The following is a 13871-nucleotide window of genomic DNA, read 5'->3' on the forward strand; positions in this document are numbered from 1 at the left end:
TCGAAATTACATTCAACGTCAACATGTTAAATTGCGTTCTTGATGCCCATGATCCGGGCACGGGCGCGGGGATCGTTATCAAACAGCGCGGCAAGCTGTTCGGTCATAGCCCCGGCAAGCTGTTCGACGTCGGTGATCGTCACCGCGCGGTCATAGTAGCGGGTCACGTCATGGCCGATGCCGATGGCAAGCAGTTCGACGATCTTCTTCCGCTCCACCATCTCAATCACATCGCGCAGATGCTTTTCGAGGTAGTTCGCCGGGTTAACCGACAGCGTTGAATCATCAACCGGCGCACCGTCAGAGATCACCATCAGGATCTTCCGCGCCTCGGACCGGAACGCCATGCGGCGATGCGCCCATTCCAGCGCCTCCCCATCGATGTTTTCCTTCAGCAAACCTTCCTTCATCATCAGGCCAAGGTTCGGCCTTGCCCGCCGCCACGGCGCATCGGCGGATTTGTAGATGATGTGGCGTAGATCGTTCAAACGCCCCGGTTGTTGCGCACGCCCTTCAGCGAGCCATTTTTCGCGGCTTTGCCCGCCTTTCCACGCGCGGGTGGTAAAGCCGAGGATTTCGACCTTCACCTGGCAGCGTTCCAGCGTGCGCGCCAGAACATCGGCACAGATCGCGGCAATCGAAATGGGTCGCCCACGCATTGACCCCGAATTATCGAGCAGGAGCGTTACGACCGTATCCTTGAACTCCGTATCCCGCTCCATCTTGAAGCTGAGCGGGGTCGTCGGGTTCGCCACGACCCGCGCCAGCCGCCCGGCGTCGAGCATTCCTTCCTCAAGATCGAATTCCCAACTGCGGTTCTGTTGCGCCTGAAGGCGGCGTTGCAGCTTGTTCGCAAGTCGGCTGACGGCCCCCTTCAGCGGTTCAAGCTGCTGGTCGAGATAGGCGCGCAGGCGTTCAAGCTCTGCCGGTTCGGCTAGGTCTTCGGCGCGGATCTCCTCATCAAATTCGGTTACGAACACTGCATAGTTCGGGTCCGCGTCGGAAATCGGGGGCGGGGGTGGCGGCTCCATCGGGGCGTCGCCCTCGGGCATTTCGGCCTCATCGCCCTGTTCCTGATCGGCCATTTCATCGACCGACACCTGCGCTTGTGCGCTGTCCTGTTGATCTTCCTGCGATTGCTCGGGGGCGGCTTCGGCCTCATCGCCGTCGTCGTCCTGCCCTTCGCTGTCGGGGTTCTCTTCCTCTTCCTGCGAGTCTTCCGCATCGTCGGCGGCGTCCTCGTCTTCCATGTCGGGGTCATCGCCAAGCTGATCGCCATAGCCGAGGTCGTCGATGATCTGGCGGGCGAATCTGGCGAAGGCGGTCTGATCGGCGAGCGTATCCTGCAAGCCTTCAAGCGTTCCACCGGCCTGTTCTTCGACGAAGCCTTCCCAGAGGTCCGCGATATTTTTCGCCGCCGCCGGAAGTTCCCGCCCCGTCGCAAGCTGGCGCACCAGATAGCCGGCAGCCGTGGCAAGCGGGGCATCCGCCCGGTCAGTGATCTGGTCATAACCGCGGCGGCTGGCGTCTTCCTGAATCTTCACGTCGATATTCGACAACGCACCGGGCATTTCGCGGGCACCAACGGCCTCGCACCGGGCGGTTTCCATCGCCTCATACAGATCGCGCGCCATCTGACCCTGCGGCAGATAGCGATTATGGGTCGTCGCGTCGTGATGCTTGTGGCGCAACGCAAGCGCATCCGCCGTGCCACGGGCAAGCAGCACCTCCTCCCGCGTCATCCGCCGCGTGACTTGCGGAAGGCGGACCGAGTCGCTCGTCTGTCCCGGCGGATCGACGGAATAGGTCACCGACAGCTCAGCATCATCCGCCAGCACCTTCGTCGCTTCGGCGAGTGCTTTCTTGAACGGATCAGCCGGGTTGTCGTTTGGTTTGTTCATGGGGTCGTTCTTTGCCGAAAAGCGCAATGAATTCCGTCAGCTGGAATATATACGCGCGCAACCTGTTCGCAGCCAGAGCCCCGCGCGAGCTGAGTTCCGAAATAGACCGATCCATCTTCTTCAATGCGAATTTCATCGGCCAAGAAATAGAATGCACTTTCATAACTGCCGAGAAATGTGAGTTCGTAGGCTCCCGGCTCAGGGGAAGCGAGGAACGTAGCCGACTGTCCCGGAGATATGGAGCATGACGCGACCGCACCGTCCAAAGCGTCCCACTTTGCGGAAGCCAAATTTCCGTTCGGGGTGGGGTGACTACAGAAAAACTCAACCTCGGACTGTGCCGCCGAGGCGGTCGCAACAAATGCGGCAAACACCATTTTTGTTGCGATTGGCGTCATCACCCCAAACTCATGCTCGCGGCGCTCTCCGGCAGTTCCTCGTCGAAACAGCGCTGGTAGAACTCGGCGACCGTCTGGCGCTCAAGCTCATCGCATTTGTTGAGGAAGGACAGGCGGAAGGCGTAGCCGACGTTGCGGAAGATCTGCGTGTTCTGCGCCCATGCGATCACGGTCCGGGGGCTCATCACCGTGGAAAGGTCGCCCGCCATGAATGCGGTGCGGGTCAGGTCCGCGACGGTCACCATCTGGCTGATCGTCTTGCGGCCCTTTTCGTTGTTGTAGGTCGGGTTCTTCGACAGCACGATGTTGGTCTCGGCGTCGTGGGAAAGGTAGTTCAGCGTCGCGACCAGCGACCAGCGATCCATCTGGCCCTGGTTGATCTGCTGGGTGCCATGATAAAGGCCCGTTGTATCGCCGAGGCCGACGGTGTTCGCCGTGGCGAACAGGCGGAAGGACGGGTGCGGCTCAATCACTTCGTTCTGGTCGAGAAGGGTCAACTTGCCGTCAACCTCAAGCACCCGTTGGATCACGAACATCACGTCAGCGCGGCCTGCGTCGTATTCGTCAAACACAATCGCGGTCGGATTGCGCAGCGCCCACGGCAGGATGCCTTCCTGAAACTGGGTGACTTGCTTGCCATCGACCAGCTTGATCGCATCCTTGCCGATCAGGTCGATCCGGCTGATGTGGCTGTCGAGGTTCACGCGCACGCAGGGCCAGTTCAGGCGGCTGGCGACCTGTTCGATATGGGTCGATTTCCCCGTCCCGTGGTAGCCCTGGATCATGACGCGGCGGTTGTGCGAAAACCCGGCGAGGATCGCGAGCGTCGTGTCCGGGTCGAACTTGTAGGTCGAATCCAGCACGGGGACACGGTCGCTCCGCTCGGCAAAGCCTTTCACGACCATATCGCTGTCGATCCCAAAGGTATCCCGGACCGAGATCTCCTCGGTCGGTTTGGCTGTCATGTCCATCGCGCCGTCCGCCATTCGTATGTCCAACAAAACTGATGTTCCGGGCGAAACCCGCAACTTGGCTGTGGTGCAACAAATCCGCTGGCGGTGCAAGGGGAAGGCCAAGGCCAGATGTGAAATCCGATCTGGCCAACAGGCAGCGGAGTTGTTTAGATGAGGCCGAGCGAACGGGGTAATATGGCAACCACGGATGACATCGAAGACCTGATCGCCCGTGTCGCTTTGGCGGATCGGTCGTCCTTTGATCGGCTGTATGAACTGACCAGCGCGAAACTTTTTGGCGTCTGCCTGCGTGTCTTGAAGGACAGGGCAGAAGCGGAAGACGTGTTGCAGGACATATTTGTTACCATATGGCAAAAGGCGGATCGCTATGCCGCGAACGGGTTAAGCCCGATGACATGGCTGATCACGATCGCCCGCAACCGCGCGATCGACCGGCTGCGGGCGCGCCGGGTGCCGGTTGAAACGCCCGATGTGGTCGCAGAGATGCGCGACCCCGCACCGGGGCCAGAGGCGGCGGCGATAGCTGGCGGGGAGCTTGCCCGGATCACCGCCTGCTTTGACGAACTAGAAGCGGACCGCGCGCAAGCGGTGCGCGGCGCTTATCTGGAAGGGGAAACCTATGCCGACCTTGCCGAGAAATTTGGCGTTCCGGTCAATACAATGCGAACGTGGCTGCGCCGGAGTCTGATTAAACTGAAGGAATGTCTGAGCCGATGACAGACGGCCCCACATACGACGAGGAGGACATCGCGCTCGCAGGAGAGTATGCGATGGACCTTCTGTCAGGCGCCGAGCGGGAGGCGTTCGAAGCGCGCCTGCGGGCGGAGCCGGCTTTGGCCCGCGTGGTGGCCGAATGGCGCGAGGGGTTGGTTCCGCTGGCGGAGGAGGTCGAAGGCCTCGCGCCCCCCGCAAGCGTGAAAACGGCTGTCGATCAGCGATTATTTGGGGCTGAAGTGACCCGCAAATCCGGTTGGGGGGTCTGGCAGGTTCTGATGGGCGCGGCGACGGCGGCGGTCGCGGCGCTGGCGATCATGCTGTTCTTCGGCGGCCCAGTCGGCTCGCCGCAGGCGCCGATCCTGATGACCGAGGTTGCGGCAGAAGATCAAAGTTTCCGCATGACCGCGGCGTTCGTGCCGGGCGAAGACACCCTCCGCGTCACGCCGGTCGTTGGGGTTGCGCCAGAGGGTCGCGTGCTGGAACTCTGGCTGATCGCGGGTGAGGACGCGCCACTATCGCTCGGATTGCTGGCCGACGACGCGCCGTCCGACATCGTGATCCCCGCTGCATTACGGGGAAAACTGAACGGCGCCGTCTTGGCCGTGTCGGAGGAACCGCCCGGCGGGGCACCAGATGGGACACCGACAGGCGATATCCTCGGGTCGGGGGTCGTGGCAGCAATCTAGCCGCCGGTGTGACTCATGTGACGGGACATTTGCCCGGCAACATCCTGTCGGGAATAGTCGAAATCGTGGCCCTTGGGCTTTGTCCCAATCGCCGCGCGGATGGCGTTGGTCAGCGGCGCATCGTCTGCCGGATGATCCCGCAGTGGACTGCGTAGGTCCGCCTTACCCTCTTGGCCAAGGCAGGTAAAAATCTCGCCCGTGCAGGTGATCCGAACACGATTGCAGCTTTCGCAGAAATTATGGCTGAGCGGGGTGATAAGGCCGACCTTCTGGCCTGTCTCTTCAAGCCGCACATATCGGGCCGGGCCGCCGCTGCGTTCCGCCAAATCGGTGACGGTATATCGGGTTTCAAGTTGCCCGCGCAGGTCTTTCAGCGACCAGTATTGGTCAAGCCGATCCTCATTACCGATATCGCCCATCGGCATAACCTCGATAAAGGTCAGGTCCATGTCGCGGCTGGCGCACCAATCGGTCAGATCGAACAGCTCAGCATCATTAATGCCCTTCAGGGCAACCGTGTTTATCTTGACCCGAAGCCCCGCCTTTTGTGCGGCATCAATGCCGTCGATCACCTGCTTCAGCCGGCCCCAGCGCGTGATATCCGCGAATTTCTGTTCGTCCAGCGTGTCGAGCGATATGTTGACCCGCCGAACGCCTGCATTGGCCAAATCCTGCGCGAACCGGGATAGTTGCGATCCGTTCGTCGTCAGCGTCAGTTCTTTCAACGCACCCGTGCCAAGATGGCGGGACATCGCGTCAAAGAACGTCATGATGCCGCGCCGGACCAAGGGCTCCCCCCCTGTGATACGCAGCTTTTCAACGCCGAGGCCGATGAAGGTCGAGCAAAGACGATCAAGCTCCTCCAGCGTCAGAAGTTCTTTCTTCGGCAGGAAGGTCATGTTTTCCGACATGCAATACACACAGCGGAAATCGCACCGATCCGTCACGGATACCCGAAGGTATGTGATGGCGCGGGCAAAGGGATCAATCAGTGGTGCGGTCATGGGCGCGACGGTAAGCTTCTGCTGAGTTGGCGGCAAGCGCGATCTTTCGATTGAAGGGCAGGGGCTGAGCGCATAGCTTTGAGGTATGAAATGGTATGCCCTCCCGCTTTGTGCCCTCGTCTTCTTAACAGGATGTGAGGGTTTGTTCGCCCCAAAACAACCACCCGTCGCCGTGCAGAACGGCAGCGATGCGGCAAGGCCCGCGCCGCGACCCGGCGGAATTGCTGCGCCCGCAAACGCCCGAACGGTCGAGGATTTCGATACAACCTCAGCCGGGGAGCGTGCCGCCGCGCAGGCAGTTTCGGCGGGCGGAGAGGCGCTTGGCACAACGATTGCCAGCCTCGGCGCGCCAGCAGAGCCGGGGTTCTGGCTGGAAACGCCGCTGGTCGATGTCGTCACGCAAGGCCGCGTGGTCTATGAGGCGACTGGCGCATCCGCAACGGTAGAGCTTCGCCCTATCGACGGCCCCGCCACAGCTGGCAGTCGCCTTTCGCTGGCAGCGATGCGCCTGATCGGTGCGCCGCTGACCGGCTTGCCAGAGCTTACAGTCTACACGAACTGATCCGCCGGGATGACGCGTCGACTGCTCACTGATTTTGGCGATTGGGCAGCGACCGAAGCGGCGTTCCAATGGCGCATCCCTGACCGGTTCAACATGGCCGAGGCCTGTTGCAGCAGCTGGGCGCGGGCAGAACCGGACCGCGTCGCGCTGCGCCATCTCGATTCAGACTGGCGGGTGACGGAGTGGACCTATGCGGCGCTTGATGAGGCGTCGAGCCGCCTTGCCAATGCGTTTCGCAGCCGAGGCGTGCGAGCGGGCGACCGGGTCGGGTTATTGTTGTCGCAAGGGCCGGAGGTGCTGATCGGCCATTTCGCGGCCTACAAGCTCGGCGCGATTGCGTTGCCGTTGTTCACTTTGTTCGGGCCGGATGCCCTGTCCTATCGGCTTGCGGATAGCGGCGCGAAGGTTGCGGTGACGGACGGGGCCAACCTGGAAAAGCTGATCGCGGTCCGGCCCGACCTTCCGGCGCTTTCGGATGTCTACTGCACTGATCCTGCACCCGCGCCTGCGCGCCATCTGTGGGCCGAGATCGAGTCCGCATCGCCGGACTTCGCCACTGCGGATACGAGCGCCGAAGATCCCGCGGTTTTGATCTATACATCCGGAACCACGGGCGCGCCGAAGGGCGCGCTGCACGCGCATCGCTTTCTGCTTGGGCATTTGCCGTCGATCGAGATGCACCATGCGTTCTTTCCGCAACCGGGCGATTGCGGCTGGACGCCGGCGGACTGGGCTTGGATCGGCGGGCTGATGGACCTCGCCATGCCCTGTCTTTACTACGGCGTGCCACTGGTCAGCCACCGGATGCGGAAGTTCGATCCCGAAGCCGCCTATCGCCTGATCCGCGAGCAGGGGGTGCGGACGTTGTTTCTGCCGCCGACCGCGTTGAAGCTACTAAAAGCCGCGCCTGTGCCTGCCACTGCCGATGTGCGGACAATCGCCTCGGGCGGTGAAAGTCTGGGCGACGATCTGCTGCGTTGGGGGAAAGAGGCGCTGGGGGCCGAGATCAACGAGCTTTACGGGCAGACGGAGTGCAACCTCGTGGTCTCCAGCAGCCAAAGCGCGGGTGTTTACAGCGCTGGCACGATGGGGCGGGCGGTGCCGGGGCATCGGGTGGCGGTTTTGGATGCGGGCGGAGCACCCGCGGCGGCTGGGGAATTGGGTGAAATCGCCGTGCAGGCGCCCGACCCGGTGATGTTTTTGGAGTATTGGAACAAGCCTGAAGAAACGGCGGCGAAGTTCAAGGGTGACTGGTTGATGACCGGAGATCTGGGGACGATGGATAAGGACGGCTATCTCACGTTTTCAAGCCGGGATGACGATGTGATTAGCTCTGCCGGATACCGGATCGGGCCGAGCGAGATTGAGCATTGCCTGACAAACCATCCTGACGTCGTTATGGCCGCGGCGATTGGCGTGCCGGATGCGGTCAGGGGTGAGGTCGTGAAGGCCTTTGTCGTTTTGAAGGAGGGCGCCGACTGGGTGGGGCTTGAAGAAGCTTTGATTGAGCGCGTGAAAGATCGGATCAGCCCGCATGTCGCGCCGAAGGTGATCGAACGGGTCGCGGACCTGCCGATGACCGCTACCGGCAAAATCATGCGGCGGAAACTGCGGGAGCGTCCCTGATGGGACGCGCCTCCGGCGGGAGTATTTGGGGCAAGATGAAGCGCGGGGCGCTAGGGCAGGTATTTGCCTGCCTCTTTCCGGGCAAAGGGTTTCATGCGGTCACCGTAGCGTTCCAGAAAGGCGCGGGTGCGGTCGGGATCGTGTTTCGAAAGTTCGCGCAGCCACCATGCGATGGCTTTCTGGATGAACCACTGGCGATCATCGACATAGGACGCAGCCCAGCCGAGCACCCGGTCGCGGATCATGAGGTCTTCGGGTTTCGGGTGGTTCTGCTTCGTCCACGGTAGGGTGATGACCAGTGCGGCACGGCGGGTCCAGAGGTGATCGGACGTCGTCCAGCCTTCGACAGTGTCGATCCGTGAGAGATCGGCTTGGACGCGTCGCTGTCCGGCACTGACGGCGTGATCGGCAATGGCCCAGGCGTCAAAGTCTGGCACCCAGCTTTGGATCAGCGCCCATGCTGCGTCGTCCGGGCGAAGCCGCGCTTGGGTGAGCAGTTTTGAGGCGGCGACGCGGGCCTCATGGATATTTGTTTTCCACAGCGCGTCGGCCAGTTCGACCCGCTGCGGCACGTCGAGGACCTTGCGCCATCGCTTCTGCGCCGCGTCGATGTCGGGGACGGCAACGCCCAGATAGGGGCGGTCGACCTTGTGATAGGCTGCCACATCCGCCGCCTTTCCGGGCCGCGCATGGGCGGTGAGTTCGGCAATCGCCTCCTCCGGCGTCATTCGACGGTGACGGATTTGGCGAGGTTCCGGGGTTGGTCAACATCGGTGCCCTTGGCGACGGCGGTGTAGTAGGCCAGCAGTTGCGCCGGAATGGCGTAGAGGATGGGGGCCAGCAATTCAGGTACTTCGGGCAGGATGATCGTCTGCCACGCTTCGCCGCCTGCTTCCTCCGCCCCTTTGCGGTCTGTCACGAGGATGACCTTGCCACCGCGAGCCAGAACCTCTTGCATGTTCGACACGGTCTTGTCGAACAGGGAGTCGGACGGCGCGAGGACGACGACGGGCACCTTTTTGTCGATTAAGGCGATGGGGCCGTGTTTCAGTTCGCCTGATGCGTAACCTTCGGCGTGTATGTAGCTGATTTCTTTCAGTTTCAATGCGCCTTCCAGTGCCATCGGGAACATCGTGCCGCGGCCAAGGAACAGCACATCCTGCGCTTGGGCGAGCTTGCGGGCCGCTGCCTTCATCTCATCCGCTTGGCTGAGCGCGTGGTTCATCAGGCCGGGCAGGTTGCGCAGGGCCGACAAATGGCCCGCGCGGGTATCTGCGTCGATCTCTCCGCGATCGCTGGCCGCTTTGAGGGCAAGCAGGGCGAGGACATTAAGCTGACAGGTGAACGCCTTGGTTGAGGCGACGCCGATTTCGACGCCAGCGAGGATTGGCAAATGCAGATCGCTTTCCCGCGCGATGGAGCTTTCGGGGACGTTTACGACGGATAGCACGGTTTCCGCCCTGTCTGTGCAGTAGCGCAGGGCGGCGAGCGTATCGGCGGTTTCGCCCGACTGGCTGACAAAGATCGCGAGCGTGCGGGCCGGGATCGGCGGTTCGCGGTAGCGGAATTCCGATGCGATGTCGATTTCGACGGGAAGGCGGGCAAGCTGTTCGAACCAGTATTTCGCCGTCAGGCAGGCGTAATAGGCCGTGCCGCAAGCGACCATCAGGATGCGGTCATATTTCGACAGGTCGAGGTCGCCCATAGGCAACGTGATGTCCCGCCCGTCCTCCGACAGGAAACGCGAGATCGCATCGCCCAGAACCGTGGGTTGTTCCGCGATTTCCTTTGCCATGAAGTGTTTGTGCCCGCCCTTTTCGACGCGGGTTGCGTCTATCTGGATGGTTTTCATCGGACGGTTCGCGCGATTGCCCTTGGCGTCGAAAATCTCAACCGAGTCGCGGGTGATGACGGCGCGGTCGCCTTCTTCGAGGTAGGTGATGCTGTCGGTCATCGGCGCAAGCGCGATGGCGTCAGAGCCGACGAACATTTCGCCATCCCCGTGCCCGATGGCAAGGGGAGAGCCTTTGCGCGCGGCAATCAGCAGATCTTCTTCGCCGTGAAACAGGAAGCAAAGGGCGAACGCGCCTTCGAGTTTGGCGATGGTAGCTGTTGCAGCCTCGCGCGGAGCCATACCTTGCGCCATGTGGTGCTGCGTCAGCAGGGCGACGGTTTCGGTATCCGTTTCGGTTTCGAAGTTGATGCCGTGGCCGGCGAGTTCTTCGCGCAGGGTGCGGAAGTTTTCGATGATGCCGTTATGAACCACAGCAACCGGGCCCGCCTGATGTGGATGCGCATTGCCGACGGACGGTGCGCCATGGGTGGCCCAGCGGGTGTGGCCGATGCCGGCCTTGCCGGGCAGAGGATCGTGGACCAGAAGGTCCGACAGATTGACCAGCTTGCCCACCGCGCGGCGACGATCAAGCGTGCCGTCGGATACGGTCGCGATCCCCGCGCTGTCATAGCCGCGATATTCGAGCCGTTTTAGCGCCTCAACAATAATCGGCGCGGCCTCATGATGGCCGAGAACCCCTACGATGCCGCACATTACTTCACCTCTTTCTGACGTTTTTCTTTGGCGGCCCTGAGCGTTTTGAAAAGCTTGCGGGCAAGACCGGGCTTGACCTCTTGCCGGGCACGGGCAACGGCCAGTGCGCCTTCCTCAACATCCTTTGTAATGACGGAGCCGCTGGCCGTCATCGCTTCGTCCGCGACCGTGACGGGCGCGACAAGCATGGTGTTCGACCCGATAAAGACGCGTTCGCCGATGGTGGTCTGATGTTTCATCACGCCATCGTAGTTGCAGGTGATCGTTCCCGCACCAATATTCGTGCCCGTCCCTACCGACGCATCGCCGATATAGGACAGGTGATTGACCTTTGCGCCTTCGCCAAGCGTGGCGTTTTTCATCTCGACAAAGTTGCCGACCCGTGATCCCTCGGACAGTTCCGCACCGGGGCGCAGGCGGGCATAGGGGCCGACGATTGCGCCTTGCGATACATGGCACCCTTCAAGATGGCTGAACGCCCGGATCGTCGCGCCGGATTCAACGGTCACACCGGGGCCGAAGACGACGTTGGGTTCAATTACCGAGTCCCGGCCAATCGCGGTGTCATGGGCAAAGAACACGGTATCCGGCGCAGTCAGGGTGACACCGTTATCGAGCGCTTCGGCGCGCAGGCGGCTTTGCAAGGTCGCCTCAGCCTGCGCGAGTTCGGCGCGGGTGTTGATGCCTTGGGTTTCAGCCTCATCGCAGATCACGGCGGTGGCGGAGAGGCCATGACCGCGGGCTATGCCGATGATGTCGGTCAGGTAGTATTCGCCCGAGGCGTTGTCATTGGTCACGGCGGACAGCAGATCAAACAGGGTGGCGCTGTCGGCTGCGACGACACCGCCGTTGCAGAGCGTGATGGCGCGTTCTTCGTCGGAGGCGTCTTTGAATTCGACAATGCGTTCCAGCGTGTCGCCGGACATGACCAGACGACCATAGCGTTTTGCGTCAGCAGGCTCGAACCCCAACACGACAACATCGTGCTTGGCGCGCGCGTCCATCATCGCCTGTAGAGTTTCAGATTGGATAAACGGTGTATCGCCAAACAGCACGATGGCGTTACCGTCCACATCGGCCAAGGCGTCTTTCGCCTGCAAAACCGCGTGTCCGGTGCCGAGTTGCTTGTCCTGACGGACCATGACAGCCGCCGGATCATGGGCCTGTGCCGCTTTTTCGACCGCCTCGGCCCCGTGTCCTGCGACCACGACCATACGTTCAGGCGACAGCGCCTGTGCGGATTGCATTGCGTGGGCCAATAGTGGTGCGCCCGCAAGCGGGTGCAGCACTTTGGGAAGGTCGGAATTCATCCGCGTTCCCTGTCCGGCGGCGAGAATGATCACGCTGACTGGCATCGAAGCCCCTTTTATTCTGTTCGCGCCCGTTTTATCCGTCCTTGGGGGCTTGGCAAGTGCTGAACCTTCACATGTCTTTACGCAACATTTCAGGCACGCGGCGAGAATTTGCTGAAAGGGACACGATGCGAACGGTGGTTTTCGATCTGGACGGAACGCTCGCGGATACGGGCGCGGACCTGATCGCGGCGGCAAACGCCTGTTTTCAAGGGCTGGGGCATGGCGACGTGCTTGATCCGGTAACGGATCGTTCGACCGCCTTTCAGGGCGGGCGGGCGATGCTGAAACTGGGATTCGAACGGCTGAACGGCGCGGCGCAAACGGGCGATATTGACACACAATACCCAATTTTACTTGAGGCTTACGCAGGCGCGATTGACACGCACACGACGCTTTACCCCGGAATGGTGTCGGCCATCGAACAGCTTTTGGAAGACGGCTATCGCACCGCGATCTGCACGAACAAGCCGGAACGTCTGGCAGAACTGCTGATGACCCGCCTTGGGGTGCGTGGTTTGTTCGGATCTCTGGTCGGTGCCGACACGCTGCCGGTGCGAAAACCCGACCCCGCCCCGTATTTTGAGGCTGTAACCCGCGCGCGGGGCGTCGCGGAACAATCGCTGCTGGTGGGCGACACTGTCACGGACCGGGAAACCGCTCGGGCGGCGGGTGTTGCGTCAGTGCTCGTGACCTTCGGCCCGGATGGCGACGCCGTATCTGCGCTTGAGCCCGAGGCGCTGCTTGCCCACTATGACGACTTACCAGAGGTCGTTGCCCGGTTAATCGGATGAGGCGCGCCCGATACCGCCAACCGCAGAGGAGCGTTCATGTCTGACGTATTCCAAGGGTCATTCACCCAGCAGGAACCGATCCCTGACGATGGAATCGAAGCGGCGTTGAACGTCCTGCGTCATGGGCGGTTGCACCGCTACAACGTGGCCGATGGCGAGGTCGCGGAAACCGCGCTGCTGGAAGAAGAATTCGCCGCCTATATGGGCGCGAAATACTGCCTTGCGGTCGCGTCGGGCGGCTATGCGTTGGCGACGTCGCTCCGTGCGCTGGGCGTCGCGCCGGGGGAAAAGGTGCTGACCAACGCCTTCACACTCGCCCCCGTGCCCGGTGCGATCGCGAGCGTTGGGGCGGTGCCGGTCTTTGTTGGCGTCAACGAAGGGTTGGTGATCGACCTTGACGACCTCGCGGCGAAAATCGCGGTGACGGGCGCGCGTATCCTGATGCTGAGCCATATGCGCGGCCACCTTTGCGACATGGACGCATTGATGGCGCTGTGTAACGAAGCCGGCGTTCAGGTAGTCGAGGATTGCGCCCACACGATGGGCGCGCGCTGGAACGGGGTGCTGTCGGGGCGGCACGGCGTGATGGCCTGTTATTCGACCCAGACCTACAAGCACATGAATTCGGGCGAGGGGGGATTGCTGATCTCCGACGATGCGGACCTCATGGCGCGGGCGGTGGTGCTGTCGGGCAGCTACATGCTCTACGCCCGCCACCGCGCCGCGCCGCCGCCCGAGGCATTCGAAGATATCCGCTATGTCACTCCGAACGTGTCGGGGCGGATGGACAACCTGCGCGCCGCGATCCTGCGCCCGCAATTGCGCAGCCTCGACAGCCAATGCGCCGCGTGGAACGACCGCTACAGGATGGTCGAAGACGGCTTGCGGAACACCCCCGGCCTGACCCTTGTCGTGCGACCAAAGGCCGAGGCTTTCGTCGCCTCGTCCTACCAGTTCCTGCTGCTAGACTGGACCGACACGGCTGTCGGCGACGTGATCGACCGCTGCGCGGCGCGTGGCGTCGAACTCAAATGGTTCGGCGGGGCGGAGCCGACGGGCTTCACCTCGCGCTACGACAGTTGGCGCTATGCCCCGACCGAACGGATGCCCGCAACCGACCGCGTCCTGAAGGGCATCGTGGACATGCGCCTGCCTTTGACGTTTTCGCTCGACGACTGCGCCCAGATCGCGCGGATCGTCCGCGAAGAGGTCAGCGCCGTTTATCAGGCCGCCTAGGCCGCGCCACTTTGCCTGTGGTTCTTGACCCGACTCACTTCTTCTGCGATTAACTGAACAACTGTTCAATAAA

General features: G+C 61.9%; 13 protein-coding genes. 6 read left to right on the forward strand and 7 right to left on the reverse strand.

What is annotated here, in order from left to right; all coding sequences use genetic code 11:
* Positions 1 to 26 precede the first annotated feature (26 nt).
* The 3 genes from cobT to cobS are packed head-to-tail and all read right to left on the reverse strand — an operon-like array spanning position 27 to position 3285.
* Entirely contained in the window at positions 27 to 1901 is a 1875-nt protein-coding gene (gene cobT / locus ACEWPJ_RS06450; RefSeq protein WP_416511815.1) for a cobaltochelatase subunit CobT, read from the reverse strand.
* On the reverse strand, positions 1898 to 2299 hold the full coding sequence (locus tag ACEWPJ_RS06455) for a hypothetical protein (RefSeq protein WP_416511817.1): 402 nt from the start codon (positions 2297 to 2299) through the stop codon (positions 1898 to 1900). The genes cobT and ACEWPJ_RS06455 overlap by 4 nt, the downstream gene beginning before the upstream one ends.
* On the reverse strand, positions 2299 to 3285 hold the full coding sequence (gene cobS / locus ACEWPJ_RS06460; protein WP_416511819.1) for a cobaltochelatase subunit CobS: 987 nt from the start codon (positions 3283 to 3285) through the stop codon (positions 2299 to 2301). The genes ACEWPJ_RS06455 and cobS overlap by 1 nt, the downstream gene beginning before the upstream one ends.
* A gap of 162 nt (positions 3286 to 3447) precedes the next feature.
* On the opposite strand from cobS, the gene ACEWPJ_RS06465 reads away from it, so the two are divergent.
* Both ACEWPJ_RS06465 and ACEWPJ_RS06470 read left to right on the forward strand, forming a co-directional pair.
* Entirely contained in the window at positions 3448 to 3990 is a 543-nt protein-coding gene (locus ACEWPJ_RS06465; protein WP_416513014.1) for a sigma-70 family RNA polymerase sigma factor, read from the forward strand.
* On the forward strand, positions 3987 to 4676 hold the full coding sequence (locus tag ACEWPJ_RS06470; RefSeq protein ID WP_416511820.1) for an anti-sigma factor domain-containing protein: 690 nt from the start codon (positions 3987 to 3989) through the stop codon (positions 4674 to 4676). The genes ACEWPJ_RS06465 and ACEWPJ_RS06470 overlap by 4 nt, the downstream gene beginning before the upstream one ends.
* On the opposite strand, the gene moaA is transcribed toward ACEWPJ_RS06470, so the two are convergent.
* A complete protein-coding gene (gene moaA, locus ACEWPJ_RS06475; RefSeq protein WP_416511821.1) occupies positions 4673 to 5680 on the reverse strand; it encodes a GTP 3',8-cyclase MoaA in 1008 nt (335 codons plus the stop codon). The genes ACEWPJ_RS06470 and moaA overlap by 4 nt on opposite strands.
* Before the next feature lie 142 nt (positions 5681 to 5822).
* On the opposite strand from moaA, the gene ACEWPJ_RS06480 reads away from it, so the two are divergent.
* Complete coding sequence (locus tag ACEWPJ_RS06480; RefSeq protein ID WP_416511823.1) at positions 5823 to 6242, forward strand: hypothetical protein; 420 nt, start codon at positions 5823 to 5825, stop codon at positions 6240 to 6242.
* A 9-nt stretch (positions 6243 to 6251) separates the two neighbouring features.
* The gene (locus ACEWPJ_RS06485) at positions 6252 to 7868 is read left to right on the forward strand and encodes an AMP-binding protein (protein ID WP_416511825.1); all 1617 of its coding nucleotides are present in this window, start codon (positions 6252 to 6254) and stop codon (positions 7866 to 7868) included.
* Positions 7869 to 7918: 50 nt separating this feature from the next.
* Here the strand turns inward: ACEWPJ_RS06485 and ACEWPJ_RS06490 are convergent, their stop codons facing one another.
* From ACEWPJ_RS06490 to glmU, 3 genes are read right to left on the reverse strand one after another with little or no spacing between them, the layout of a single operon-like run.
* Entirely contained in the window at positions 7919 to 8596 is a 678-nt protein-coding gene (locus tag ACEWPJ_RS06490; RefSeq protein ID WP_416511826.1) for a DNA alkylation repair protein, read from the reverse strand.
* The gene (gene glmS, locus ACEWPJ_RS06495) at positions 8593 to 10416 is read right to left on the reverse strand and encodes a glutamine--fructose-6-phosphate transaminase (isomerizing) (protein WP_416511828.1); all 1824 of its coding nucleotides are present in this window, start codon (positions 10414 to 10416) and stop codon (positions 8593 to 8595) included. Before glmS ends, ACEWPJ_RS06490 begins: the two co-directional genes overlap by 4 nt.
* Entirely contained in the window at positions 10416 to 11771 is a 1356-nt protein-coding gene (glmU, locus tag ACEWPJ_RS06500; RefSeq protein WP_416511829.1) for a bifunctional UDP-N-acetylglucosamine diphosphorylase/glucosamine-1-phosphate N-acetyltransferase GlmU, read from the reverse strand. The genes glmS and glmU overlap by 1 nt, the downstream gene beginning before the upstream one ends.
* Before the next feature lie 125 nt (positions 11772 to 11896).
* Here glmU and ACEWPJ_RS06505 point away from each other — a divergent pair, with 125 nt between their 5' ends.
* On the forward strand, positions 11897 to 12562 hold the full coding sequence (locus ACEWPJ_RS06505; RefSeq protein WP_416511830.1) for an HAD-IA family hydrolase: 666 nt from the start codon (positions 11897 to 11899) through the stop codon (positions 12560 to 12562).
* Between the two features lie 36 nt (positions 12563 to 12598).
* The gene (locus tag ACEWPJ_RS06510; protein ID WP_416511831.1) at positions 12599 to 13798 is read left to right on the forward strand and encodes a DegT/DnrJ/EryC1/StrS family aminotransferase; all 1200 of its coding nucleotides are present in this window, start codon (positions 12599 to 12601) and stop codon (positions 13796 to 13798) included.
* Positions 13799 to 13871: the final 73 nt, after the last annotated feature.

It is taken from the genome of Aliiroseovarius sp. YM-037 (assembly GCF_048060095.1).
Classification (GTDB): domain Bacteria; phylum Pseudomonadota; class Alphaproteobacteria; order Rhodobacterales; family Rhodobacteraceae; genus JBLUOA01.

Coding starts and splice junctions, on each gene's coding strand:
- cobT (WP_416511815.1), bottom strand. CDS start 1,901: ATGAACAAACCAAACGACAACCCGGCTGATCCGTTCAAGAAAGCACTC.
- ACEWPJ_RS06455 (WP_416511817.1), bottom strand. CDS start 2,299: ATGACGCCAATCGCAACAAAAATGGTGTTTGCCGCATTTGTTGCGACC.
- cobS (WP_416511819.1), bottom strand. CDS start 3,285: ATGGCGGACGGCGCGATGGACATGACAGCCAAACCGACCGAGGAGATC.
- ACEWPJ_RS06465 (WP_416513014.1), top strand. CDS start 3,448: ATGGCAACCACGGATGACATCGAAGACCTGATCGCCCGTGTCGCTTTG.
- ACEWPJ_RS06470 (WP_416511820.1), top strand. CDS start 3,987: ATGACAGACGGCCCCACATACGACGAGGAGGACATCGCGCTCGCAGGA.
- moaA (WP_416511821.1), bottom strand. CDS start 5,680: ATGACCGCACCACTGATTGATCCCTTTGCCCGCGCCATCACATACCTT.
- ACEWPJ_RS06485 (WP_416511825.1), top strand. CDS start 6,252: ATGACGCGTCGACTGCTCACTGATTTTGGCGATTGGGCAGCGACCGAA.
- ACEWPJ_RS06490 (WP_416511826.1), bottom strand. CDS start 8,596: ATGACGCCGGAGGAGGCGATTGCCGAACTCACCGCCCATGCGCGGCCC.
- glmS (WP_416511828.1), bottom strand. CDS start 10,416: ATGTGCGGCATCGTAGGGGTTCTCGGCCATCATGAGGCCGCGCCGATT.
- glmU (WP_416511829.1), bottom strand. CDS start 11,771: ATGCCAGTCAGCGTGATCATTCTCGCCGCCGGACAGGGAACGCGGATG.
- ACEWPJ_RS06505 (WP_416511830.1), top strand. CDS start 11,897: ATGCGAACGGTGGTTTTCGATCTGGACGGAACGCTCGCGGATACGGGC.
- ACEWPJ_RS06510 (WP_416511831.1), top strand. CDS start 12,599: ATGTCTGACGTATTCCAAGGGTCATTCACCCAGCAGGAACCGATCCCT.